Raw genomic sequence first — 23,623 nt, 5'->3', positions numbered from 1 at the left:
GGCGCACCAAGGCATCAACAACACTAGCGCACTGATTTTCATGGCGGACTCCGGTGGCAAACTTCATGCAGCAGCGTGGCCAGGGCGCCGGCCCGGGCTGACCGCGATTGTTGGACGATGGATGCGGCGCTGGCCAGCGGTGCCTGGCCCTGGCGTGCCAGTGTCATGAAATGCATCAGCGCGCGCGCGCAATCGCTGGCGCTGTCCAGCTGGCCGATGGTGGTTATGCCGCACAAACGCAGCCTGGCCGCGCTGTCGCCGGCCAGGTCGGTCAAAGCCAGCACGGGCCGGCGGCAGCGCAGGTATTCATACAGCTTGGCGGGTATCTGGCTATTGCAATTGGCGGCCTGCAGCAACAGCAAACCATCAGCCGTTTGCATTTCCTGCAGTGCGGCCGCATGGGTTTGCAAGGGCGCCAGCGTGACCAGGCCGGTGACGCCATAGTTGACGAGCAGGCTGGCCAGCCAGGCATCGTGGCCGGTGGCGCGCAGCAGCAGCTGGAAATTATGCGGCGCCAGCACTCCTTGTGCTTGCAAGCTGGCCAGCGCTGCGAACAGCTGCTGCGGATCGCGTTCGGACGGGTAGATCACGCCGCTGTGCAGCAGCACGAAGCGCTCACCGGGCCGGTCACCAGGCCGTGTAGTGCTACTGTAGTCTTCCTCGTCATGGCCGTTTTCAATCAGCACGCAGCGCGCGTGGGCCAGGCGCCGGCGGTGCATGCGCACCGCGCCCGGCGTGGTGCAGACGATGGCGGCGCTGCCGGCCGCGATCCGCTGTTCTATCCAGCCATGCATGCGGTAAAGGCGCGGATCGGCCGGATACAGCGCGCCGCTGTCGCTATCGTCCAGCATGGGGTCGCGCTGGTCGGCGATCCACGGCAGGCCGCTGAGTTTTTGCAGGGTGAGGGCGATCAGGTGGGCGGTGGCGATCGGGTAGGTAGACCAGATCGCGTCAGGTTGGTATTGTTTGATCATGCGCAGGCCTGCCGGCACGGCGCTCAGCCACCAGGAGCTCCAGCGGTCGGGCAGCGCCAGCCAGCGTGGATAACGGCCCCTGATCGCCAGATGGCGGCCCGCGTCCAGCGCCAGGCTGCGGTGCACTATCGCCGGGTCCGCGCCGATGTCCCCTGTTTGCCCATACGCGCCGGGGCTGGGGCACAGCAGCAGCGGCTGCCAGCCGTGGGCAGGTAAATGGCGGACAAAACCCCGGGTGCGCAAGATGCCGCTGCCGCCCTGCAGCGGCGGGTAGTGATAGGCGATCATCAGGACGCGTTTTAGCATGGGCGCATCCAGGCCAGGCATGCGTGTTCGACCTGGGCACGCCAGGCGGCGCTGGCGAAGGTATGGTTGGCGCCAGCGATGTGGGCGTGCTGCCATGGCGCGCAGCTGGCCAGCGTGCGCCAGGCACTCGATGTTTTGATCAGCTGGTCCCATTCGCGGGCGCCCAGGTCTTCTCCGCTCAGTATGATGAACACCTTGCCCTGAAACTGGCACAGCGCGTGGTACAGCTCCGCCTGCGGCAGCTCGGCCTCGGTCAGTGCGGCGTCGGCCGCCGTGCTGCGCAGGGTAGCCAGGCTGGCCGCCCAATGCAGACCGCCGCCGGCCAGCTTGCGCCAGAAGTCCCCTTGCCCCAGGCGGCGCAGATAATAATGGCGCAAGGTGGTGCGCGCCAGGCTGGCCGGACTGCGCACCCAGGGGTTGAGCAAGACCAGCCCTGTGATGCGCGCGTCGCGTGGCGCATGGCAGGCGGCAGCCGTGGCGCCATCGCATAGTCCCCACAGTATCACTTCGCGCAGCGCGGGCACGCTATGGAAGAACTGGAGCAGCGCGCTGTCGATGTCGCCGGTGATGCTGCGGTAGTCGCGCACCTGGCCTTCGCTGTCGCCCATGCCCCGGTAATCGAAACGCAGCACGGGAAAACCTTGGGCCGCCAGCCTGCGTGCCAGCAAGGTGAACTGGCGATGGCTGCCGGCCCGGTATTGCGGCCCGCCCGTGACGATCAGCACCCCGCGCGGGCCGGGTGTGCGCGGCAGGCTGAGGATGCCTATCAGTTTTTCATCGCCACAGCTGAAGCGCAGCGCCAGCTCCTGGCAAGGAGTCTGTTGATGGTCATCGGCCATGCGGCACGCTCCCCGCTTCAGTCATCCAGTCGTCGCACAACTGGCGGGTGGCCTGCAGCAGTTGCGGGCATTCCATGATCTCTGCGCTGGACCAGAAAGCGCCATCGCCGAAGACTGCCAGTTGCAGCTGTGCGCCTTCGTCGCGCCAGCGCTGGGCCAGGCGCGCGGCTGGCGCGGGCAAGGTGTTTGGTCCGGTGCTGGCGCCGTATTCAAGCCAATACACGGGAAGCGTGGGCGCCAGCCTGGCTGCATCGATGTCGTCGATGGCGTGCACCAGCTCGGGGGCCAAAGTATAGCCGGCCACTTCGATGCTCTGGCCGGCCGCCAGCTGCGCGCGCGCATGGCCAGCCGCTTCCTTCGGGCCGTTATCGGCCAGCATGCGCGCAGCCAGGCGCAGGCGCAGGAACTGGTCCATGCTGCGCCGGCCCACCAGCTCGGGCTGCCACAGCAGCAAACGGGCCAGTGGCACTGGCGGGTGGCGGGCGATGTCGAGCGCCAGCAGCGCGCCCAGGCGCACGCCCCACAAGGTCAATGGCCCGCTGACCCTTTGCTGCAGCCAGGCGCAGGCCAGGTGCACATCGTTGCGCCAGATGGGCCAGCGCGCATCGGAGAAGTCGCCGCTGCTATCGCCGCAGCCATGCAGATCGATCTGCAGCACGCTGTAGCCGGCGTCGGCGAAGGCGCGTGCCTGCAGCGCCGCCACGCGCCGGCTTTTATTGAGTTCTTCTGCAAACGGATGCAGGTACACGATGCCGCCGCGCGAGGGCCTCTTTTGCCCCGATTCAGGCGCAGGCAGGTGCAGCAGACAATAGCGCTGGCCGCCGCTGGCGGGCAGGAAGAAGGGCAGCAGGCTGGCGCTTGAAGGTATAGCGCGCATCATGTCATCAGCCGGGCGCGGACAAAATCGCTCAGGCTGCCCACCGTGGCGAAGTGGCGCGCATGGATCTCGTCGTCGGCCACCTCGAAGCCGAATTGGCCTTCCAGCGCGGCGATCACGCTGATGACGGCCATGGAATCGAGTTCAGGCAAGCTGCCCAGCAGCGGCGTTTCTGCCGTCAGGGGCCGCGTGCCCAGTCCCAGGGTCAGGCAGAGCAGTTGCTGGACGGCGGTGCTTACGGTGTCGTTGATTGTTTCAGGATGCGGCATGTCAGCTCCAGGGAAGGAATGTGCGGCAAGCCGCTGGTGTCGAAAATGAAGCTGGGGAAGCTATCTGCCCGGCGTGACAGGTGCAGATAGGGCGGCCGGCTGGCCACCATCCATTGCCAGCGGCCGCAGCGCAAAAAGGTCGCCGTGCCCAGATCCAGCGTACCCAGACGTGCGTGGGCGGCCATCGAGGCCAGGTTGAAGCGCGAGATGCGGCTGCACGACCAGCGCACTCCCTGTGCATGCAGCACGGTATTGGCTTCTTCCCACAGGCGGGCGAAGACCAGGCCGCCGCGCAGTTCCGGCTGCACCCATACGTCGAGATCCCACGACGATTGCGGCGACGGCAGCACGTAACGGGCGCGCACCTCGTCTTCCTGGCAGGCGCCGGGCACCATCCATAGCCAGCCGGCCAGCGGTGCTTGTGAAGAGTGGGCCAGCAGGCAGCGCGCGCCCTGGCGGAAACGCGCTTGCAAGGTGGCCGGTGGACGTGGCGGACGCTGCGAAGCGGGCGGCAGCGTCTCGATATCCACGCACGGCGTGACCACGACAGACTTGCCGCGCCCACCGCACAGGGTGCCGGGCGCCACGGCTTGCGCCACGAACTGATAGCGGTGCAAGGCGCAGCGCTGCCCTGGCACACGCTGCAGCAAGCGCGCCAGTGCGTGCCAGGCGCTGTCGCGCCAGCCCAGTTCGGCGATGCTGTTGCGGATGCGTTGTGCGGTGTTGAATGGCATGGCGGTTACGCTGGAGGCGCCTGGCTAGGCTACGCTATTCATTAGAGCGCAGCCGGGCGCGTCAGTGTTGCGTTGTCTCAAGCTGTCGCGCTTGCTGTTTTAGTTGATAAAAATCAATGTCGATCTTGTCATTTTTCCCAATCATAGCGGGATGCATGGGGCAGCTTGCCTGGGCATCGGGGAGCGCGGCCGTCTGCCGGTGCTCCGTAACAGGGTTGAAAGACAGGGACAAAACCATGGCGACACTACTACACGACTTCATTTTCGAGACGGCGCAGCGCGCACCTGGCACGCCGGCGCTGTCTTATCCTGCTGCTTATCCGTCCCAGGAAAAGCTGCTCAGTTATACAGAACTGGCCCGTCGCGTGCGCGATTGCGCCTCGGCCTTGCTGAGCCTGGGGCTGCGGCGCGCGGAAAGAGTCGCCGTCTACCTGGAAAAATGTCCCGAAAATGTGACGGCCATGTTTGGCGCGGCGGCCGCCGGCGGCGTCTTCGTCCCCGTCAATCCCTTGCTCAAGCCGCAGCAGCTAGCCTACATACTTGCCGATTGCAACGTCAGCATCCTGGTCACCTCGCGCGAACGGCTGGCCCAGCTGGCGCCGGCGCTGGCGGCCTGTCCGGACTTGCGCACGATTATTGTGACCGGCCATGATGAGCTGCCCGCCAGCGCGCTGCCCATCATGGCATGGAAGTCCTTGCTGGCGGCCGGCGCCGATATCCCGATGGCGCCGCACGTCGTGATCGATACCGACATGGCGGCCATTTTGTACACCTCGGGCAGCACGGGCCGGCCCAAGGGCGTGGTCTTGTCGCACCGGAATATGGTGAGCGGCGCGCTCAGCGTTGCCAGCTATCTGCGCAATACGCCGGAAGACCGCATCCTGTGTGTCTTGCCGCTCAGTTTTGATTATGGCTTGAGCCAGCTGACGACGGCCTTTGCCAGCGGCGCCTGCGCCGTGCTGATGAATTATCTGCTGCTGCGCGACATCATCGAAACGGTGGAACAGGAAGCGATCACGGGCCTGGCCGCCGTGCCGCCCTTGTGGATACAGTTGTCGCAGCTGAGCTGGCCCTTGTCTTCGCCGCTGCGCTACATCACCAATTCGGGCGGCGCGATGCAGCGCTCTACCATCGAGCATTTACGTTTATCGTTGCCGCGCACGCAGATTTTCCTGATGTATGGCTTGACCGAAGCGTTCCGTTCCACCTATCTGGCGCCGGAACAGCTGGAGCGGCGGCCCGATTCCATCGGCCAGGCCATCCCGAATGCGGAAGTGCTGGTGCTGCGCCCGGACGGCAGCGTCTGCGAGGCGGACGAGCCCGGTGAACTGGTGCACCGGGGCGCGCTGGTGGCGCTCGGCTATTGGAACGATGCAGCGCGCACGGCCGAGCGCTTCAAGCCGCTGCCGGCCCAGACGGCGGGCCTGGTGGTGCCGGAACTGGCCGTCTGGTCGGGCGACACGGTGCGCCGCGATGCGGATGGCTATCTGTATTTTGTCGGCCGCAATGACGACATGATCAAGACTTCGGGCTACCGGGTCAGCCCGGCCGAGGTTGAAGAAGTGGTGTATGCCAGCGGCCTGGTGGGCGAAGCGGCGGCGCTCGGCGTGCCGCATCCGGTGCTGGGTGCAGCGATTGCCTTGCTGGTGACGGCCGCCCCCGGCGTGGAACTGAGCCGCGACGCGCTGCTGGCCGCCTGCCGCCTGCGCTTGCCCGCTTACATGGTGCCCGTGTACATCGTGATCCGTGGCGACTGCCTGCCGCGCAATCCGAACGGCAAGATAGACCGGCCGCTGCTGGCGGCGGAACTGGCCGCCGCCCATGGAGACCACACATGATCGCGCATGCGCCGCAAACGCAGTTTGCCGTGGCCGGCGACATGCTGCAGCTCGGTGGTTTGCCGCTGGTCCGTCTGGCCCAGCGGGTGGGCCGCACGCCGTTTTATGCCTATGAGCGCCAGCATATCGCGCGCCGCGTGGCCGGTTTGCGGGCCGCGCTGCCGGCCGGCGTGCATTTGCATTATGCGATGAAGGCCAATCCCATGCCGGCCGTGGTGCAATACCTGGCGGGCCTGGTCGATGGCATCGACGTGGCCTCGGGCGGCGAGCTGGCCATCGCCCTCGACACCGTCATGCCGGCGCAGCGCATCAGCTTTGCGGGGCCGGGCAAGGGCGATGGCGAATTGTCTTGCGCCGTGGCCGCTGGCGTGCTGATCAATGTGGAATCGCTGGTCCAGCTGGAAAGAGTGGCGCTGGCCAGCGAGCGGCTCGGTGTGGCGGGCAAGGTGGCGGTGCGTGTGAATCCCGACTTTTCCCTGCGCCGCGCCGGCATGCGCATGGGCGGCGGCGCGCAGCCGTTTGGCCTGGATGCCGAGCAGGTGCCGGCCTTGCTGGCCCGTTTGCGGCAGATGGCGCTGGAGTTTCACGGCTTGCATATTTATACGGGCTCGCAAAACCTGTGCGCCACGGCCCTGGCCGAAGCGCAGGGGCAAAGCGTGGAACTGGCCTTGCGCCTGGCCGATCATGCGCCTGGCCCCTTGCGCGTGCTCAATATCGGCGGCGGCTTTGGCGTGCCGTATTTTCCCGGTGACCAGGCGCTGGACCTGGCGCCCCTGGCCGACGGCTTGCAGCGCCAGCTGGACCGCTTGCAGGCGGTCTCGCCCGGCACGCGGCTGAATCTCGAGCTGGGCCGCTATCTGGTGGCGGAATCAGGCATCTATGTGTGCAAGGTGATCGAACGCAAGCTGTCGCATGGGCAAGTGTTTCTCGTCACCGATGGCGGCCTGCATCACCATCTGGCCGCATCCGGCAATTTTGGCCAGCTGATACGCAAGAATTATCCGGTCGCCATCGGCAACCGTCTGCACGGTGGCGAGCGCGAACTGGCGTCGGTGGTTGGCCCCCTGTGCACGCCGCTGGACTTGCTGGCCGACCAGATGGAAATGGCGCGGGCCGATACGGGCGACCTGGTGGTGGTGTTCCAGTCGGGCGCGTATGGCTTGACGGCCAGCCCCACCGCCTTCCTCAGCCATCCCTTGCCGGCGGAGGTGCTGGTATGAGCGGCCTGTGCGGCTGGCTGGCGCTGCAGGACAATACCGCGCCCGATAATGAACAGCTGGTGGCCAGGATGGCGGAACCGCTGGCGCGCTTTGACCGCGTGCCGGTACAGCTGCGTACAGGCTACGGCAGTGCCGTGGCCGTGGCCGCCTGTGCAGGCGCCAGCCATGTGTATCAGAAAGATGGCTTGCTGCTCGCCATCTGGGGCCGGCCCGAGCTGGACGGCTCAGGCCTGGAGGTGGCGCGGCGCCTGGCGCCCCTGTGGCTGAGCCGGGGCGTGGCTGCCTGCGTTTCCCTGTCCGGCCCGTTTGCACTGGCCATCCTCGATGAATTTTCAGGGACAGCTTTGCTGGCCGTGGACCGGGCTGGCCAGCATCCGCTCAGCTATGTCAGCCACGCGCAGGGCTTGTTTTTTGCTTCTTCGCACGACGCCATGCTGGCCCATCCGGCCGTGCGCGGTGCGCTTGATCCGCAAGCCTTGTACAACTATCTGTACTTCCACATGGTGCCCGGCCCAGCCACGGCGTATCTGGGCCAGCAGCGCCTGCTGCCCGGCGAGTACTTGCATGTGCAGGCTGGTAAACTGTGCAAGGGGAAATACTGGGACCTGGTCTTCAAGGAAACAGCGCAGCGCAGGCGGGGCGCCAGTTTTGCCCGCCGGCAGCAGGAATTCCTGCGTATCTTGCGGCTGGCGGTGGAACGCAGCCTGGGCAGCGAGGTGGAAACCACGGGTTCTTTCCTCAGCGGCGGCACCGACAGTTCCAGCATCGCCGCCATCGTTGGGAAGGTCACTGGCCAGCCGGCACGCACCTATTCCATCGGTTTCGATGCGCCCGGCTATGATGAAATGGCCTATGCGCGCCTGGCTGCCCGCCACACGGGCAGCATCCACCATGAACGTTATGTGACGGCCGATGATGTGCTGGCCGCGATCCCGCAAATCGCCGCCGCATTCGACCAGCCGTTTGGCAACGCTTCGGCAATTCCCGCCTTTTATTGCGCGCAGATGGCGCGCGAAGATGGCGTGACGCGCTTGCTGGGCGGCGACGGCGGCGATGAATTGTTTGGCGGGAACGAACGTTATGCGCGCCAGGCCTTGCTGTCGCGCTATGAGCGCTTGCCGGCCATGTTGCGCCAGGCCATCATCGAGCCGCTGCTATTTCGCACGCAGAACACCGGGCCCTGGCGGTTGCCCGAGAAGGTGCGCCGTTATATCGAGCAAGCCAGCCTGCCTTTGCCGGCCCGCATGGAAAGCTACAATCTCTTGCAGTGTTATGGCCACCGCACGGTGCTGGAAGACGGCTTTATCGACACCATCGATCCCGGCGTGGCGCCCGGTTGCCTGAATGGCGCGTACTGGCAGCGGCAAGATCTGAAGCTGAGCCAGATCAATCAACTGCTGGCGCTGGACATGCGCTTTACCCTGGCCGACAATGACTTGCCCAAGGTGCGCAAGGCTTGCGAGCTGGCCGGCGTGGAAGCGGCTTTTCCCTTCCTGCACGACGAGATGGTGGCCTTTGCGGCCAGCCTGGCGCCTGGCGACAAGCTGGACGGCATGCAGCTGCGGCCATTTTTCAAGCGGGCCCTGGCCGGCACCTTGCCGCCCGCTATCTTGCACAAGAAAAAGCACGGTTTTGGCTTGCCTTTCGGCCTGTGGCTGCACAGCCATGCGGGTTTGCGCGACTTTGCCTTCGATAATTTGACTCAGCTGCGCCGGCGCGGCATCGTGCGGCCCGCCTTTTTGTCCGATCTGCAGGGCCGCTTGCTGCAGGAACACCCGGCCTATCACGGCACCATGGTGTGGATCTTGATGATGCTGGAACAATGGCTCAGTTTGCACCCGGGGGCGGTTGCCGCAGGTTCTGCTGCAAGCGCCACAGAAACATCAAGCGTCCTCGATCCCACGGCGTAAAGCGGGGCAGCTGGAACAGGTCCAGTTCCGGACCTGGCCGGCTGGCGCCCCAGTCTGTCGCCAGGGCCGCCGTAAAGCCCAGCGCCTTGACCATCTCCACGTGGCATGGGCCATAATCGCGGCCTTGCTTGCCATTTGGGTAGGCAAACAGCGTGACCGGGGTTTGCAGCCACTGCTCCAGCTGGGCCTTGCCAGCGGCGATTTCCTGCTGCGCAGCGTGATCGGGCAGCGCTGCCAAAATGGGGTGATGGACGGTGTGGGCACCGATCTGCATGCCGGCCCGCTGCAGCTGGCGTAATTGCTCCACGCTCAGCATCAGCTCTGTTTGATGGCCCGCCCTGGCGATTTGCCTGGCTAAGGTCTCGCGCTGTGCAAACGGCAGGTATTTCAGCTGGCCCAGCAACTGGGCGATGGCGGCCTGGCGCTGCGCCAGCTTGGCAACGGGCAGGCACCCCAAGCCCCACGGACGCAAGTCCAGGCTGGGGCCGGGAGCGTGGCGCACGGTCTCGATCAGCTTGTCATTCCACATCTGGCCGCCGTCCAGGTAAGCGCTGGCAATAAAAAAAGTCGCGTGCAAGCCATGTTTTTGCAGCAGCGGCAAGGCGATCTGCGCATTGTCTGCGTAGCCATCGTCGAAGGTAATGCAGGCCGCGCGCGGTGGCAAACTGCCATCCTGCAAGCGCTGCAAGGCTTGCGGCAGCGGCAGCGGCGTGAAAAAGTGCTTCAGCAGCATCAATTGGCGTTCAAACAGGCGGGCATCGACTTCGCCGGGAAACAAGGGGTCGGGACTGGCCAGCACGCGGTGGTAGATCAGGATAGACAGGGTCGGCAGACTCATGGCTGGACTTTCCCCGTCAGCAGTTGCCGCTCGACCACGATGCGCGTGGCGATCAGCACGGCCATCAAATAATAGGGCATGTCGAAATACAGCAGGCTGAGGAAGGCGCCGCCCACGGCAAAGCCGATCATGCTCGCCTGTATCATCGTCGCCAGGCCCAGCGCCCAGCGCAGCTCGGCCGCATTGCGCGTCAGCTTGATGATGCCGCTGGCTGCGCGCCAGGTGGCGATGCCCAGCGCCAGGTAAATCGCCAGGCCGACAAAGCCGTGTTCGCCCAGCACCTGGAAATAAATGCTGTGCGCCGCGTGGACATCCATGGGGTTGGGCGCATAGCGGGCGAAGATGCCCGGATCGGACACGTCGAAGCCGCCGCCCAGGAAACGGTCGCGCGCCAGGTTCCAGGCCATTTCCCAGGCGTTCAATCGGCCCTGGGCGGAACTGTCTTCCTGGTAAGTGTTAATCGACTCCATGCGTTCGGACCAGCGCTCGGGCATGAAGGCCAGCAACAGCGGCGTGAGCAGGCACAGCACTGCACCCAGCGCCACTTTACGCCCGCTCTTGATCCACATGAACAGGCACATGGCGGCGATCGCCAGCAGCGCGCCGCGCGAATACGAGCCCAGGGCGGCCAGTGCCGAGAGCAGCATGGCGGCGCTCAAGCCGTGGCGCAGCCAGCGTTTGTCGCTGTTTTGCTGCAGATAGAACATCAGCGGGATGGTGATGATCAGGGCCAGGGCCAGGGAGTTATTGTCGCCGATGAAAGTTTCCTCCGGCCCCCAGACCCGCTCCGTGCCGCCGCTGCGGATGGTAAAGATGCCGCCCTTCACGCCGTAATAGCCGATCGAGCCGACCAGCACCCATACCAGACGCACAATATCTTGCCGCTTGCGTATCACCATCATCACCACAAAGCTCATCAGCATGATCTTCATGACCTTGTTCCATTGCACCCAGGACGACTCGGGCAAGAGCGCAAACGGCGCGGTGATATTCATCCAGGCAACAAACATCAGCAGCAGCACGCTGACGGAAGTCAGCGGCAGGCTTTTGGGGCCATGCGAAATCAGCAGGCTGAACATGGTAGCAATCGCGATGATGAAGGCGAACGGCAAATGGGTGGCAAAACCCCATGCCTGCGTGTGCGGATTCATGACGCTGACCCAGACCCACATCAGGCCGCCAACCGCCGGCGACTTCAGGATGAAGGGCAGGGAGCCAAGGATCACGAGGGTGACGAGGATATCGCGCATGGAGCTGGGCTGTCCTGGTTGAGGCGGTGTACTTGATACCGCGCAAGAGGCTGCTGGGGAGGCTCAGTACACTGCTCAGTACGGTACTCAGTTCAGTAGTGAATCTGTGAATCAGTTTTGCCATGGTAAGACGAAGGAGGCGCGCCCTTGTTGACCGTTCTCATGCCTACCTACAATGGCGCCGGCACTTTGCCCGAAGTGCTGCACGCCTACACGGGCTTGTTGCCACCACCGGGTGGCTGGCGGCTGATCGTCGCCGACAATGGCAGCATCGACGGCACTGCCGCCGTGCTGGAACGTTTCCGTGGACGCTTGCCGCTGACCGTGGTGCAAGTGGCGCGGCGCGGCAGGAGCGCCGCCTTGAACGGGGCCGTGGCGCGGGCTTTGCGCCAGGCCGGCGATGGCAGCGAGCTGTTCGTGTTTGGCGACGATGACGCCATCCCCGCCAGCGATTGGCTGCGCCGCATGCTCCATTGCGCACAGCTGCATCCGGACCGCGCCCTGTTCGGCGGCGCCATCGTGCCTGCCTGGCGGGTGCCGCCCGCGCCATGGCTGCTGCGGTTGACGCCCGAAGGCTTGACCTGGGGCGTGACCAGCCCCGCGCTGCGCGACGGTCCCGTTTATCCGGGCCTGGTGTGGGGCGCCAATATGGCCGTCCGGCGCCGCGTGTTCGAGACGGGCGCCCGCTACGACGAAAGCATAGGCCCGAAAGGCGCCAGCTACGCCATGGGCAGTGAAACGCGCTTGAACCTGGAGATGCACCAGGCGGGCCATCTGCCCTGGTTTTGTCCGCAGGCCAGGGTGAACCACATCATCCGCGCACACCAGGTGGAAATGGCCTGGGTGGTGCGCCGCGCCTACATGTTCGGACGCGGCAAATGCCGGCTGCAAGCACCCGAACAAACGGTGGAATGGCTGGGCGTGCCCCGCTGGATGCTGGGACTGTATCTGCGCCACCTGGCCGGCAGCGTGCTCGACTGCTTGCGGCGCGACCAGGAATCCTTGTTCCAGCGGCGCTGGGAGCTGGCTTCCTTGCGTGGTTTTTTCCATGAAACCTGGCGTGGACGGCGCAAGCGGCTGCCCCGCATCATGATCAGCAGTTATTCAGGCGAGCTGGGCGGCATGGAGCTGCGCATGGCGCAAGAGGCGCGCGTGCTGGACGCGGCCGGCTATCACAGCATGCTGGCGCTGCGGCGCTTTCCCGGATTTCACGCCTGGGCGCAGGGGCTGAAAGCGGAGCAGTTGCGGGTCAGCATCTACGAGCCGCCGCTGTTCATCGAGCACTGGGCCTGGCGGCGCCTCAATTTACTGCGTGCCAGGCTGCTGGGCGCCTGGCGGCTGCGGCGCTACCGGCCCGACCTGGTGCACGTGGCGTTTTGCTGGACCACTTATGGTGCGTCTATCCTGTGGCAAGCGCGCCAATGCCGTTTTCCTACCGTGATCAGCGTGCACAATGCCTTCCCGCTGGAAAACCTCAGTGCCTGGCAGCAGCCCTTGATGCGCGAAGCGTTTCGCAGCGTAAAGGGCGTGTACGCCGTCTCGCTATCATCCATGCAACACTTTCTGGCGCTCTACCGCGACTGGCTGGCGCCCGGCACGCGGCTGGCCGTGATCCCGAACGGCGTCGATACCGACCGTTTCATCGTTTCCGCTGCCCGGCGCGAGCAAGCCCGCCGGCTGTTGGGCTTGCCGCAAGACGCGCTGGTGCTCGGTTCGGTGGCGCGGCTGTCGGCGCAAAAGCGGCCGCAGGAACTGCTGGCGCTGTTCATCCGCCTGCAGCCGCGCTTTCCTCATTTGTATCTGGTGCTGGCCGGCAGCGGTCCGCTCGAAGCGATGTTGCGGCTGCAAGTGCAGGCGGCAGGCCTGGGCGGCTACGTCTTGTTTACCGGTTTCCAGCAGCGCATCGATTTGCTGATGCCAGCCTTCGATCTGCATCTGCTGCTCAGTAAAAATGAAGGATTCGGTATTTCCACTATCGAGGCGATGGCTTGCGGCGTGCCGGCCGTGGGCACCGATGTGCCGGGCACGGCCGATATTTTGCGTGGCAGCCGCGGCGGCTTGCTGCTGCCGCCGGGCGATGCCCACGCCGCTTGCGAGGCCGTGGCCGCCTTGCTGCAGGATCAACCCAGGCGCACCGAGATGGGGCGGCAGGCCAGGATCGAGGCGGAACAGCGTTATTCCATGCAGCGGCTGGAGCAGCAATTGCGCAGCTTTTATGCAGGGCTGGTCTAGCATGCCATGAACGCCACGCATCATTCCTTTCTCTTTTCCTTCGCCGAGAAATATACGGTGCTGCTGCTGGGCATGGTAGCGACCATGGTGCTGTCGCGCCTGTTGACTCCGGCCGAGGTGGGCGTGTATTCGCTGGGCGCGGTGCTGATGGCGCTGGCCCAGGTGGTGCGCGATTTTGGCGTGGGCCAATATCTGATCCAGGAAAAGACCTTGGACATGGACAAGCTGCGCGCCGCGCTGGGCACCAGCCTGATCGTGGCCTGGCTGCTGGCGGCTCTGGTGCTGATCGCCAGCGGGCCGTTGGCGCATTTCTACGAGGAACCACGGCTCAAGCTGGTGCTGCAACTGCTGGCTATCAATTTCCTGCTGATTCCCTTCAGCGCCTTGACCTTGCCCATGTTGCGGCGGCAACTGCGCTTTCGCGCCATCTATGCCATCAATGCGGCCAATAGTGTGAGCAATATGGTGGTCGGCGTGAGCCTGGCGCTGCTCGGTTGCAGTTACATGAGCCTGGTGGGCGCCGTGCTGGCCGGTTCGCTGGCGTCCTTGCTGACCAGCCTGGTGGTGCGTCCCCGTGAATTGCCGTGGCTGCCATCGCGGCGCGGCATGAAGCACATCATCACCTTTGGCGCCTATTCGACGGGGGGCGGCCTGGTGGACGAAGCGGGGCTGGTGGCGCCCGACCTGATTATCGGCAAGATGATCGATGTCGAAAGCCTGGCCCTGTTCGGCAAGGCGCAAAGCATGCTCGGTATTTTTAACCAGGCCATCACCAGTGCGATTTCTCCCGTGGTGTTTCCCCTGTTTGCCCTGCGCAACCGGGAAGAAGGCGGGGCGGTGCCGGTGTATCTGCGCACCATCAGCTGCATGACGGCGCTGTCGTGGCCGTTTTTCCTCTTCCTGGCCTGCATGGCCTTGCCTTTGGTCAAGGTGTTATATGGCGAACAATGGAGCGCCTGTGCGCCCTTGATCAGCATCATGTGTCTTTCGGCGGCGGTGCTTAGCATGTTCAGCATGGCCCGCTATCTATTCGTGGCGACCGGGCAGATGCGTGCCCAGGCCAGGCTCGATGCCTGGGCCGGGCTGTTGCGAGTGGCGGTCTTGCTGGGCGCGGCGCCGTTCGGCTTGCTGGCCGTGGCCTGGGGCGTGGTGGCGAGCACCCTAGTGCGCAGCTGGCTGATTTACCGCTGTTTGCGGCGCTTGAGCGGCCTGGAGTGGCGCGTGCTGTTCCAGGCCTTGCGCAAAAGCATGGTCTTGTGCCTGCTGACGGCGGCGCCACCGCTGAGCATGCTGGTATGGCATCCGCACGTAAGACCGCTGCTGGCGCTGGCCGTCACGGCGCTGGCCATGCTGGCTTGCTGGATCGCCGGCATCTTTTTGCTGAAACACGATATCGCTACCGAGTTCCTGTTGTTGCAGCGCAAGCTGACGGGCCGCATGTTTGCCGCCAGATCACATTGAACCAGCTGAAAGGATGTCCATGCGTGTCGGCATACTGTCTTACCCGATGCTGTTCCAGCGTGACGGCGGCCTGCAGATACAGGTACGTGAAACCATTGCTGCCCTGAACCGTGTCGTGCCCTGCGCGCCGCGCCAGCTGCAGGTGCAACTGGTGGACGCCAATCACGGCCGCCTCAGCGACTATGATCTGATCCACGTTTTTTCTTCGGCGAACGGTAATTACCGCATCGTGGAAATGGCGTGTGAACTGGGCTTGCCGGTAGTGCTGTCGCCGCTGCTGTCACCGGGCTGGAACCGGGCCGCTGCCTGGCGCGCACGGCTGGCCGACAGGCTGGCGGGCCGTTTGACGGACTGGATGGTGCAAACCAGTTACGCCCAGAGCAAGCGGGCCTTGCAATTGTCCAGCCTGGTGATCGCGCTGGGCGAGGCCGAGCGCACGGCCATCGTTCATGGTTTTGACATGAGCGAGAGCAAGATAAGAGTCTTCCCCAATGGTATCAATCCGCATTTCTTCACGGCCAATAGCGATCTGTTCCGGCGTGAAACCGGTATCGATCGTCCCTTCGTGCTGATGGTAGGCAGTATTTCTGCGTATAAAAACCAGCTGGGACTGGCGCAGGCGCTGGCCGGCAGCGGCCTGCCCGTGGTGCTGATAGGCGCGGCGCCCGGTGGCGACAAGGTTTATTTGCAGAAACTGCTGGCCTTGCCCCATGTCAGCTGGCTGGGGCCGCTCGATCATGCCGATCCGCTGCTGGCCAGCGCCTACCATGCGGCCGCCGTGGTCGCCTTGCCCAGCCAGGGCGAAGTGTTTCCCTTGTCCGTGCTCGAAGCGCTGGCGGCTGGCACGCCGGTGGTCATGACGGCGCAAAGCGCGCTCGACTTGCCCGCTTCCGCGTTTGCATTGCGCAAGGTGCGCTGGGACGATGGCCAGGCGCAAAGGCTGGCCATCGAGCAACTGGTGGCGCAGCGCCCCGAGCGGAGCGCCGTGCAGGCGCTGGTCGAACAATTTACCTGGGACCGTGTCGCTTGCCAGATCGCCGATTGCTATTTTGGCTTGCAGGCTGGCGCTGGCGCAATGAGCGCCTTGGCCGGGCAGGGCGGGAGGCGCCATGCTGTTTAATTCGTTTGGTTTTCTGTTTTTCTATTTGCCTATCGTGCTGGCCGGCTACTTTTTGCTGGGGCGGCTGGCACGCCATGGGCAAACCGGCTGGCGCAAGCTGGCGCCCGCTGCCTGGCTGGCGGCCGCTTCGCTGTTTTTTTATGCATGGTGGGAATGGCGCTACCTGCCACTGCTGCTGACCTCGATCTGCATCAATTACACGGCCGGCCGCTGGATCGCGGCCAGCACGGGCCCGGTCCGCAAGCGTTTGCTGGTGCTGGCGCTGGCCATGAACCTGGGCTTGCTGGCCTACTATAAGTATGCGAATTTCTTTATCGATAGCGTGAATGCGGCTACCGGCCTGCATTGGGCCGACTGGCAAATCTTGCTGCCGATCGGCATCTCTTTCTTCACCTTCACGCAGATTGCCTTTCTGGTCGATTGCTACCGGGGCGAAGTGCGCGAATACCGTTTCATTCACTATGTGCTGTTCGTCAGCTATTTCCCCCACCTGATCGCCGGCCCCGTGCTGCACCACCGCGACATGATGCCGCAGTTCGCCGACCCCATCAACAGCCGGCCGCAGGCGGCCAACTTCGCCATCGGCCTGTCGATCTTCGTGCTGGGGCTGGCCAAAAAGGTGCTGATCGCCGACAATTTATCGCCGTTGGCCATGCCCATCTTCGCGGCGGGCGCCGAACCGACCCTGATCGAGGCCTGGATAGGCGTGCTGGCCTACACCTTCCAGCTGTATTTTGATTTTTCCGGCTATTCCGACATGGCCATCGGCCTGTCGCGTTTGTTTGGCGTCAAGCTGCCGCTGAACTTCAATTCGCCTTACAAGGCAGGCAATATCGCCGATTTCTGGCGCCGCTGGCACATGACCTTGTCGCGTTTCCTGCGCGATTATCTCTACATCACCCTGGGCGGCAGCCGCCGTGGCACGCTGCTGCGCTACCGCAACCTGATGCTGACCATGCTGCTGGGCGGCCTGTGGCATGGCGCCGGCTGGACTTTCATTATCTGGGGCGGCTTGCACGGCCTGTATCTGGTGATACAGCAAGCCTGGCGCCATCTGTTCGGCACGGCAAAAGCAGGGCGCTGGTGGCCGGCCGTGCTGACCTTTTTTGCCGTCATGCTGGCCTGGATCTTTTTCCGCGCGCCCGATGTGGCCACCGCCTGGGATATTTTCGGCGCCCTGTTTGGCGCCAACGGTCTCAGCCTGCCACGGGGCTTGGCGGGGCAGGGGGCATTTCTTGCATCATGGGGACTGCACCCCACTTTTGACGGCATCCGCTGGATCGAGCTGGCCGGGCCCGGTTTGCCGGTCTTGCTGGGCGCCATGCTGCTCGCCTTCAAGGCGCCCAATACGCAAGAAATATTCTGTCACTACCAGCCTGCGATTGAAAGAATATTTCAGCCCGCCGGCCGTTGGCGGCTCAGCTGGCGGCCCACGCCGCGCTGGAGCGTAGGCCTGGCCGCGCTCTTCATCGCCTGCATCTTCGGCATGAACCGCGTCAGCGAATTTCTCTACTTTCAATTCTGACCATGGATACTTCCGCCCGCCGCTACCTCGCCTGGTTTTGCACCTGCGTGCTGATCGCGCTGACAGCTGTTTCGGCCCTGAATTACCGGCTCGACCCCTATCTGCTGCACCAGTGGGACAGCCCCTTGCTGCAGCGCTTGCGGCCCACCTATGAAAAACTCAGTGTCTGGGGCAAGACCTACGCCGTGGCCCGCTACCGCCCGGCCGTCGTGTACATCGGTAATTCGCGTACGGAAATCGGCTTGCCCACCGCCGTGCGGCCCTTGTTTGGTGGTTTGACGGTGTTCAATAGCGCGGTGTCGGGCGCGTCTATCGGTGACGCCATGCTGCTGGCTGAACATGCAGCCAGGGTCAGCCATGTCGATACCCTGGTGTGGGGCATCGATGCGCCCTCGTTTTCCATGGAGCTGGGCTCGGCCGGCGTGGAGCCGGGCCTGACCGATGGTGGCCCCGCCTTTTTTGCGCGCCGCGCGCTGCTCAATGTGAAGCGCGGCTTGACGGTGGACATGACGCACGATAGCTGGCGCATCCTCAACGGCAGTTATGACGGCGTTTGCCTGTCCAGCCTGGCTTTGCATGGCCAGCGCGACCAGTCCTGCATAAGCAAGCCCAGCTATGGCTGGGTCGGCACGGCGCGCGCCATGCAGCCGCGCCTGCAAGAGTTTGGCGATGGCCTGGGCCCCACGGCGAGTGCGCTGCAGGCGTTCGCTGGCAGTATCGCCAGGCTGTGCCGTGGCGGCACGCGCTTGCGCCTGTACATCAATCCCACGCATGCTTTGAGCATGGATGCCCTGTATTGGCGCGGCAAGTGGCCCGCCATGGAACAGTGGCAGGCCAGTCTGGCGCAGCTGGCCCAGCACCAGCGCGAGCAGGGCTGCGATGTGCGCCTGTTCGATTTTTCCGGTTTCAACAGCATCACCAGCGAAACCATCCCGCAAGTGAGCGGCCAGCGCGAAATGCAGTATTACTGGGAAGCATCGCATTACCGCGACAACGTGGGCCACATGATATTGGCGCGATTGTTTGGTGGCGAGCCAGTGCCTCCCGATGATTTTGGCATCGAGCTGACGCCCGCCAGCCTGGCCTTTCATCATGCAGCCATGCAGGCCGCGCGCGAGCGTTATCACCAGGCGCATGTGGAAGAAACGGCCTTCGTGCGTGCTGCGCTCGCTGCGCCGCGTATAAAAGATTAATCCCTTGACTTCCTGTGTGGCGGGCAAGCATGGGCATGCGCTATGATGGCGTTTTGACATGCGGCAATTTATTTTGCCTGCGCACTCCAACTAGGAAGCCCCATGAAAATCGCCTTTTTTGGCAGCCAGCCCTACGACCGCCGTTTCTTCGATGAAGCCTTGCCTTCGCAACCGGACGCCGCCGGCATCGAACTGATTTACCACAGCGCCTTGCTGGAACAGGAAACAGTGGTCCTGGCGCAAGGCGCCGACGCCGTCTGCGTCTTCGTCAACGACGTGCTCGATGCGCCCGTGCTGGAAGCCTTGCACGGCTACGGCGTGCGCGCCATCCTCTTGCGCTGCGCCGGCTACAACAACCTGGACCTGGACACGGCCAAACGCCTGGGCTTTTTCGTCGCCCGCGTGCCTGCGTACTCGCCGGAAGCGGTGGCCGAACACACCCTGGCGCTGGTGCAAACCTTAAACCGCCACACGCACCGCGCCTATGCCCGCGTGCGCGAAGGCAATTTTGCCCTCGACGGCTTGCTCGGCTCCACCTTGCACGGCAAGACGGTGGGCATCGTCGGCCTGGGCAAGATCGGCCTGGCCACGGCCCGCATTTTCAAAGGTTTTGGCTGCCGCGTACTGGGCCACGATCCGTATCCGGCGCCAGCCTTCGATGGCCTGGGCACTCTGGCTGACTTGCCGCAATTGCTGGCCGAGTCCGACATCGTCTCCCTGCATTGCCCGCTGATGGACAGCACGCGCCACATGATCAGCGCCGACACCTTGCCGCTGATGAAGAAGGGCGCCATGCTGGTGAACACCTCGCGTGGCGGCCTGATCGACACGGGCGCCGTCATCGACGCCCTGAAATCGCGCCAGCTCGGTTCGCTTGCCATCGACGTCTACGAGCAGGAAAGCAGCCTGTTCTTCCAGGACCGCTCATCCGACATCATCGACGACGACATCTTCCAGCGCCTGATGACTTTCCCCAACGTCCTGGTCACGGGCCACCAGGGTTTCTTCACCATCGAAGCCCTGCGCGAAATCGCCGCCATCACCTATCACAACCTGGACTGCTACCGGCAGGGCAAGGTTTGTGATAACAGCGTGCTGGCTGACTAATGAAGTGCCGGGGGCAGACCCGCCGGGGGAATGCTCTCCAATGGAGAGCATTCCGATCCCGCAGGGACTGCCCCCAGTCTTTGCTTGTGTGTGGGGAAATAGCGCTAACTGAACGCTCATAATGCCCGTAGCCTGGAATTTACTTTCGCGCTTTCGGCGGCGGCTTCGGTTTGGGCACCGGCAAGGCGTCGGCCGTACGCCGCGCCAGCTGGGACAGCCAGTCGCGCTCGTCCCACAGTTCGCCACTGATCAAAAAATAGGGTTTGGCTTGCGGGTAGGGCGGCGCTTCCTGCAGCGTGCCTTGCGCACTGATCCAGGCCCGCCCGGCGTCCGTCGGCTTGATGAATAGCTGGTCGTCGGCAATGATGGCGAACATCTTGCCGTCGCAATACACGCCGTACTCGCCAAACATCTTCTTCGCGCTGAGGCCGCCCGCGCCCGCCATCTGGTCCAGCAAAAAATCCACCGTGCCTTGCTGTGATGCCATGTTGTTTTCCCTATGTCATTATGCCGGGTGGGCGGTTACACTCTCTCTTTTGTCTATTTTGCCATGAAAACCATCCTCCACCGCGGCATCACCATCGCTACCTTGGCATCGACCCAGGAGGTGGCCCAGCATTGCGCGCCAGGCCACACCGCCATCCGCGAACAGGGCGATGGCTGGTGGCTGTATTTTGTCGATAGCGATGGATCGATCGATGGTTACGACAGCCCGTTTGCCAGTCACGCCGAAGCACTGTGGGCAGCCAGGGCGGCAGCGGAGTTCAGCGCGGAATGACGGTGTGGGATAGCTTGGGGCAGGTGCCCATTGCTGAAGCGATAGGCCTTATGCCAATGCGCACCGCCGCGTAACGTCAGAATGTGAGGTTTGCCGATGCAGACACAAGCACTTTATTGTGCATGAGCATGGACAGTCATGGCGTAGATCCTGTCTTTTGTTGCTCGTTTTAATTCAATAAGATGTTCATCAGTTTCAGGCATCGGGCTAGCTAGCTAGCAAGTCCCGATGCGGAAACTCTTTTGATGATCGTATTGCATAAACAAGCAAAGGAAGTCCATGAGCAAGCCTGAATTTTTCCTTACCCCCGGTTATGGCCCGCTGCTGCAAAAGGAACTGCATTATTCCCAAGCGGTGAAGATAGGCAACCGGATTGAAACGTCTGGCCAGGGTGGCTGGGATGATGGATTGAATTTCCCCGAAAGCGTCGAGGATGAGATCGTCCAGGCCTTCAAGAACCTGGACAGCACGCTGGCCACGGCCGGCGCAAAGTGGGAGCATGTGGTGCACGTCAATTCCTACCACGTGGGCGGTTTCCCGCCGGAAGTCAATCAAACGATGACGCGCATGTACCGCCATTACATGCCGCATCATTCGCCGATCTGGACGGAAACGGGCGTTGCCGCGCTGGGATTGCCGCAGATGCGGATTGAGATACGCGTGACGGCGATACTTCCTGACTAACTAATCTACTGTATCGCCAAAAGTGCGCAGCAGCCAGTCGATAAACACTTTCAATCTCGCATTTTGATGGCGGTTGGGTGGATACAGCACATGCAGTGGGATGGCTGGCCGTGACCATTGCGGCAAAATCTGCAGCAGCTGGCCCCCATCCAGATATGGTTGCACCACACGCTGGAAGTGCTGGCCTATGCCCAGGCCCGCCAGCAGCATTTCTTTCAAACCATTGCCGTCATTGGTGGAAAACACCGTGCTGGCCAGTGTGTGGCGCTCGGTTCCCTGTTCAAATACCAGCGCATCCAGCTTGCCCGAGGCGGCAAAAAAGTATCCAGCCTGCACGTGGCCTTGCTGCAAATCGAGCGGCGAAGCCGGCGTGCCCATGCGCTCCAGGTAGGCGGGCGCCGCGCACGTGATGTATTGCAAGTCGGTGATCTTGCGGGCTATCATCGTCATGTCGTCAAGTTTGCCCGCCCGTAGTACGCAATCGACGCCTTCCCCCACGATGTTGACGGCGCGGTCGCTGATGCCCAGCGCGATGGTGATGTCCGGGTAAAGCCGGTGAAAGTCAGGCAGCGTGGGAATCAGCAGGCAATTGGCAAACGAGGCGGGCGCGTCGATGCGCAAATGGCCGCCCGGCTTGAGCTTGTTGCTGCGCGCAGCCGTGTCGACTGCATCGAGTTCGGCGATCAGGCGCGCAGCGTGGCTGTAATATTCGAGGCCATCCGAAGTGGGGACAACGGCACGCGTGGTGCGCTGCATCAGCTTGATGCCCAGATGCCGTTCCAGGTCGGTGATGAGTTTGCTGACGGTCGAGCGCGGCAAGATCAACTGGTCGGCTGTGCGGCTGAACGAGCCGTTTTCCACGACACGCACAAAAGCGCGCATGGCGAGTAGTTGGTTCACGGTGAGGCCCCGCACGCTGTTGACAGGGCTGGCATTGTACATAAAACCGCGCACTCGAATTTGTCATGCTGTAATTTGTTCGGTTTTTTGATGGCCGCGACTGGCACTATACAAGATCAAACCGCCGCTGCTAGAATCGGATGGATTGCACGATGCACTACACTACCAGATAGGACGTTCCATGCGTTTTAAGTTAGCCATGACTGCTGCCCTGGCCGTCATCACCGCGCCCATCATGTCGATGACGGCCACGGCTCAGTCATCCGCTGCGGCGCAGGCAATCAAGCCGCTGGACAACGACATCTTGCTGGAAGCCTACAAGCAATCGATCAGCGATGCATCGCATGGCAAGTATCTCGACGCGACCTTCGGCATGCTCAAGCGCCTGGGCGTCCAGCGGATAGAGCAGATCGATGACCCGGACGTGGTCGACCAATGGGCGCAGGTGACGTCCTGCATGACCGGTCTGCCAACCTTCAACCCGGCGAAAGGCGCCGATTTCAAGGTGCCCGCCGAACAGGTCGCCGACCTGCGCGCGGCAGACGCGGTGGCCGCCATACCCGAAATCGTCCGGCGCGCAAAAGAAACCAGCATCGTCATCCTCGATGAAAACCATCTGGATCCCCGCGGCCGGGCCTTCGGGCTTGAAGTGGCGCGCGCCTTGCGCCCGCTCGGCTATACTGTGCTGGCGGCCGAAGCCTTGAAACGCGACGTCGAGGATGCCGCATCGTTCAGCAGGATGGCGAAGCTGGCGGCCGATGGCTATCCGCGCCAGGCTAGCGGCTATTACCTGGACGATCCGGTGTTTGCCGATTTTATCCGCCAGTCGCTCGCGCTGGGCTACCTGCCCGTGGCGTACGAGTCGACGCGCACCGACTATGCCAAGGACCCGCTTGAGGCGCAGGGCCAGCGCGAGCAGGACCAGGCCGATAACCTCATCCGGCGGGCGGTAAAGCAGTACCCGGGCGCGAAGATCCTGGTGTATGTGGGCGAGCACCATATCGCCGAACGGCCGATTGCGGCCGAAGGCGGCAAGGTGGCGATGATGGCCGAGCGCCTGAAGCGGGTCACGGGGATCGACCCGTTGACGATCGACCAGGCCGGACTTTCGTCGCTGCCGATGAACCGTCCCGACACCCACCTGTATGCCATCGCGGCGCCCAAGGCGCAGGGCCAGTCCATGGTCCTGATGCGCCACGGTCAGCCGCTGGTGGTGGGCTTGCTGGCCGGTTCGGTCGATCTGCAAGTCGTGCATCCGCCCACTGTGCAGGCTGGTGGCCGGCCCGACTGGTTGACGATCATGCAGCGCAAGCCGGTGCCGGTGCCGCAAGACTTGCTGCCGGCATCCGGCATGCGCCTGGTGCAGGCTTTCTTGGCCGGCGAGGAAGGGGACGCGATTCCCATCGATCAGGTGCTGGTCAGCGCAGGCACTGCTGCGCCGATGCTGATGCTGCCGTCGCAGCCGGTCCGCTACGCCGTGCAGGATTTTGCCGGGGGCACCGTTGCCGGGGGCACCGATGCCGGGGGCGCCCAAGCCGGGGATGGTAAGCTTTGATTTTATGGTCAGG

Annotated in this window: 21 protein-coding genes; 12 read left to right on the top strand and 9 right to left on the bottom strand. The window is 63.5% G+C overall.

The features are described 5' to 3' along the window. Positions 1-38: 38 nt before the first annotated feature. The 5 genes from HDE72_RS05010 to HDE72_RS04990 are packed head-to-tail and all read right to left on the bottom strand — an operon-like array spanning position 39 to position 3,999. Positions 39-1,280, bottom strand: coding sequence for a glycosyltransferase (locus HDE72_RS05010; protein ID WP_260176498.1), 1,242 nt, complete (start codon positions 1,278-1,280; stop codon positions 39-41). Further along, entirely contained in the window at positions 1,274-2,119 is an 846-nt protein-coding gene (locus tag HDE72_RS05005; RefSeq protein ID WP_183737610.1) for a hydrolase 1, exosortase A system-associated, read from the bottom strand. The genes HDE72_RS05010 and HDE72_RS05005 overlap by 7 nt, the downstream gene beginning before the upstream one ends. Beyond that, positions 2,109-2,999 (bottom strand): hydrolase 2, exosortase A system-associated, encoded by an 891-nt coding sequence (locus HDE72_RS05000; protein ID WP_260176497.1) that lies wholly within the window; start codon positions 2,997-2,999, stop codon positions 2,109-2,111. Before HDE72_RS05000 ends, HDE72_RS05005 begins: the two co-directional genes overlap by 11 nt. After that, the gene (locus HDE72_RS04995) at positions 2,996-3,265 is read right to left on the bottom strand and encodes an acyl carrier protein (RefSeq protein ID WP_183737609.1); all 270 of its coding nucleotides are present in this window, start codon (positions 3,263-3,265) and stop codon (positions 2,996-2,998) included. The genes HDE72_RS05000 and HDE72_RS04995 overlap by 4 nt, the downstream gene beginning before the upstream one ends. Continuing rightward, positions 3,232-3,999 carry a hypothetical protein gene (locus HDE72_RS04990; protein ID WP_183737608.1) on the bottom strand — a complete coding sequence of 256 codons (768 nt, stop codon included), beginning with the start codon at positions 3,997-3,999 and terminating at the stop codon, positions 3,232-3,234. The genes HDE72_RS04995 and HDE72_RS04990 overlap by 34 nt, the downstream gene beginning before the upstream one ends. Positions 4,000-4,235: 236 nt before the next feature. Here HDE72_RS04990 and HDE72_RS04985 point away from each other — a divergent pair, with 236 nt between their 5' ends. From HDE72_RS04985 to HDE72_RS04975, 3 genes are read left to right on the top strand one after another with little or no spacing between them, the layout of a single operon-like run. Beyond that, positions 4,236-5,837, top strand: coding sequence for an acyl-CoA ligase (AMP-forming), exosortase A system-associated (locus tag HDE72_RS04985; RefSeq protein WP_183737607.1), 1,602 nt, complete (start codon positions 4,236-4,238; stop codon positions 5,835-5,837). After that, on the top strand, positions 5,834-7,057 hold the full coding sequence (locus tag HDE72_RS04980) for a pyridoxal-dependent decarboxylase, exosortase A system-associated (RefSeq protein ID WP_183737606.1): 1,224 nt from the start codon (positions 5,834-5,836) through the stop codon (positions 7,055-7,057). Before HDE72_RS04985 ends, HDE72_RS04980 begins: the two co-directional genes overlap by 4 nt. After that, positions 7,054-8,967 (top strand): asparagine synthetase B family protein, encoded by a 1,914-nt coding sequence (locus HDE72_RS04975; protein WP_183737605.1) that lies wholly within the window; start codon positions 7,054-7,056, stop codon positions 8,965-8,967. The genes HDE72_RS04980 and HDE72_RS04975 overlap by 4 nt, the downstream gene beginning before the upstream one ends. Here the strand turns inward: HDE72_RS04975 and HDE72_RS04970 are convergent. Together HDE72_RS04970 and HDE72_RS04965 are read right to left on the bottom strand one after the other, a co-directional pair. After that, entirely contained in the window at positions 8,885-9,805 is a 921-nt protein-coding gene (locus HDE72_RS04970) for a polysaccharide deacetylase family protein (RefSeq protein ID WP_183737604.1), read from the bottom strand. The genes HDE72_RS04975 and HDE72_RS04970 overlap by 83 nt on opposite strands. Then, entirely contained in the window at positions 9,802-11,055 is a 1,254-nt protein-coding gene (locus HDE72_RS04965; RefSeq protein ID WP_183737603.1) for a putative O-glycosylation ligase, exosortase A system-associated, read from the bottom strand. The genes HDE72_RS04970 and HDE72_RS04965 overlap by 4 nt, the downstream gene beginning before the upstream one ends. 147 nt (positions 11,056-11,202) lie before the next feature. Between HDE72_RS04965 and HDE72_RS04960 the strand changes: the two genes are divergently transcribed. The 6 genes from HDE72_RS04960 (at position 11,203) to HDE72_RS04935 (ending at position 19,693) form a co-directional block, all read left to right on the top strand. Beyond that, positions 11,203-13,287, top strand: coding sequence for a glycosyltransferase (locus tag HDE72_RS04960; protein ID WP_260176496.1), 2,085 nt, complete (start codon positions 11,203-11,205; stop codon positions 13,285-13,287). A gap of 6 nt (positions 13,288-13,293) precedes the next feature. After that, entirely contained in the window at positions 13,294-14,748 is a 1,455-nt protein-coding gene (locus tag HDE72_RS04955; protein ID WP_183737602.1) for a lipopolysaccharide biosynthesis protein, read from the top strand. A gap of 19 nt (positions 14,749-14,767) precedes the next feature. After that, positions 14,768-15,868: a glycosyltransferase family 4 protein gene (locus HDE72_RS04950; protein WP_183737601.1), complete on the top strand. Its 1,101-nt coding sequence runs from the start codon at positions 14,768-14,770 to the stop codon at positions 15,866-15,868. Further along, positions 15,858-17,393, top strand: a complete 1,536-nt coding sequence (locus tag HDE72_RS04945; protein ID WP_183737600.1) for an MBOAT family O-acyltransferase — start codon at positions 15,858-15,860, stop codon at positions 17,391-17,393. The genes HDE72_RS04950 and HDE72_RS04945 overlap by 11 nt, the downstream gene beginning before the upstream one ends. 2 nt (positions 17,394-17,395) lie before the next feature. Further along, positions 17,396-18,586, top strand: coding sequence for a hypothetical protein (locus HDE72_RS04940; RefSeq protein ID WP_183737599.1), 1,191 nt, complete (start codon positions 17,396-17,398; stop codon positions 18,584-18,586). A gap of 102 nt (positions 18,587-18,688) precedes the next feature. Next, entirely contained in the window at positions 18,689-19,693 is a 1,005-nt protein-coding gene (locus HDE72_RS04935) for a 2-hydroxyacid dehydrogenase (RefSeq protein WP_183737598.1), read from the top strand. A 139-nt stretch (positions 19,694-19,832) separates the two neighbouring features. Here the strand turns inward: HDE72_RS04935 and HDE72_RS04930 are convergent, their stop codons facing one another. After that, positions 19,833-20,180 (bottom strand): TfoX/Sxy family protein, encoded by a 348-nt coding sequence (locus HDE72_RS04930; RefSeq protein ID WP_183737597.1) that lies wholly within the window; start codon positions 20,178-20,180, stop codon positions 19,833-19,835. A 63-nt stretch (positions 20,181-20,243) separates the two neighbouring features. On the opposite strand from HDE72_RS04930, the gene HDE72_RS04925 reads away from it, so the two are divergent. Next, positions 20,244-20,471: a hypothetical protein gene (locus HDE72_RS04925; RefSeq protein ID WP_183737596.1), complete on the top strand. Its 228-nt coding sequence runs from the start codon at positions 20,244-20,246 to the stop codon at positions 20,469-20,471. A gap of 279 nt (positions 20,472-20,750) precedes the next feature. Next, positions 20,751-21,155, top strand: a complete 405-nt coding sequence (locus HDE72_RS04920; RefSeq protein ID WP_183737595.1) for a RidA family protein — start codon at positions 20,751-20,753, stop codon at positions 21,153-21,155. On the opposite strand, the gene HDE72_RS04915 is transcribed toward HDE72_RS04920, so the two are convergent. Beyond that, positions 21,156-22,055 carry a LysR family transcriptional regulator gene (locus HDE72_RS04915; RefSeq protein WP_311735186.1) on the bottom strand — a complete coding sequence of 300 codons (900 nt, stop codon included), beginning with the start codon at positions 22,053-22,055 and terminating at the stop codon, positions 21,156-21,158. Between the two features lie 181 nt (positions 22,056-22,236). On the opposite strand from HDE72_RS04915, the gene HDE72_RS04910 reads away from it, so the two are divergent. Continuing rightward, positions 22,237-23,610: an energy-coupling factor ABC transporter ATP-binding protein gene (locus HDE72_RS04910; RefSeq protein WP_183737594.1), complete on the top strand. Its 1,374-nt coding sequence runs from the start codon at positions 22,237-22,239 to the stop codon at positions 23,608-23,610. Positions 23,611-23,623 lie beyond the last annotated feature (13 nt).

The sequence above is a fragment of the Janthinobacterium saanense genome (assembly GCF_014200675.1).
Classification (GTDB): domain Bacteria; phylum Pseudomonadota; class Gammaproteobacteria; order Burkholderiales; family Burkholderiaceae_D; genus Janthinobacterium.
Note: the sequence above shows the minus strand (reverse complement) of the source record. Positions and strands in the feature narration are given on the sequence as shown.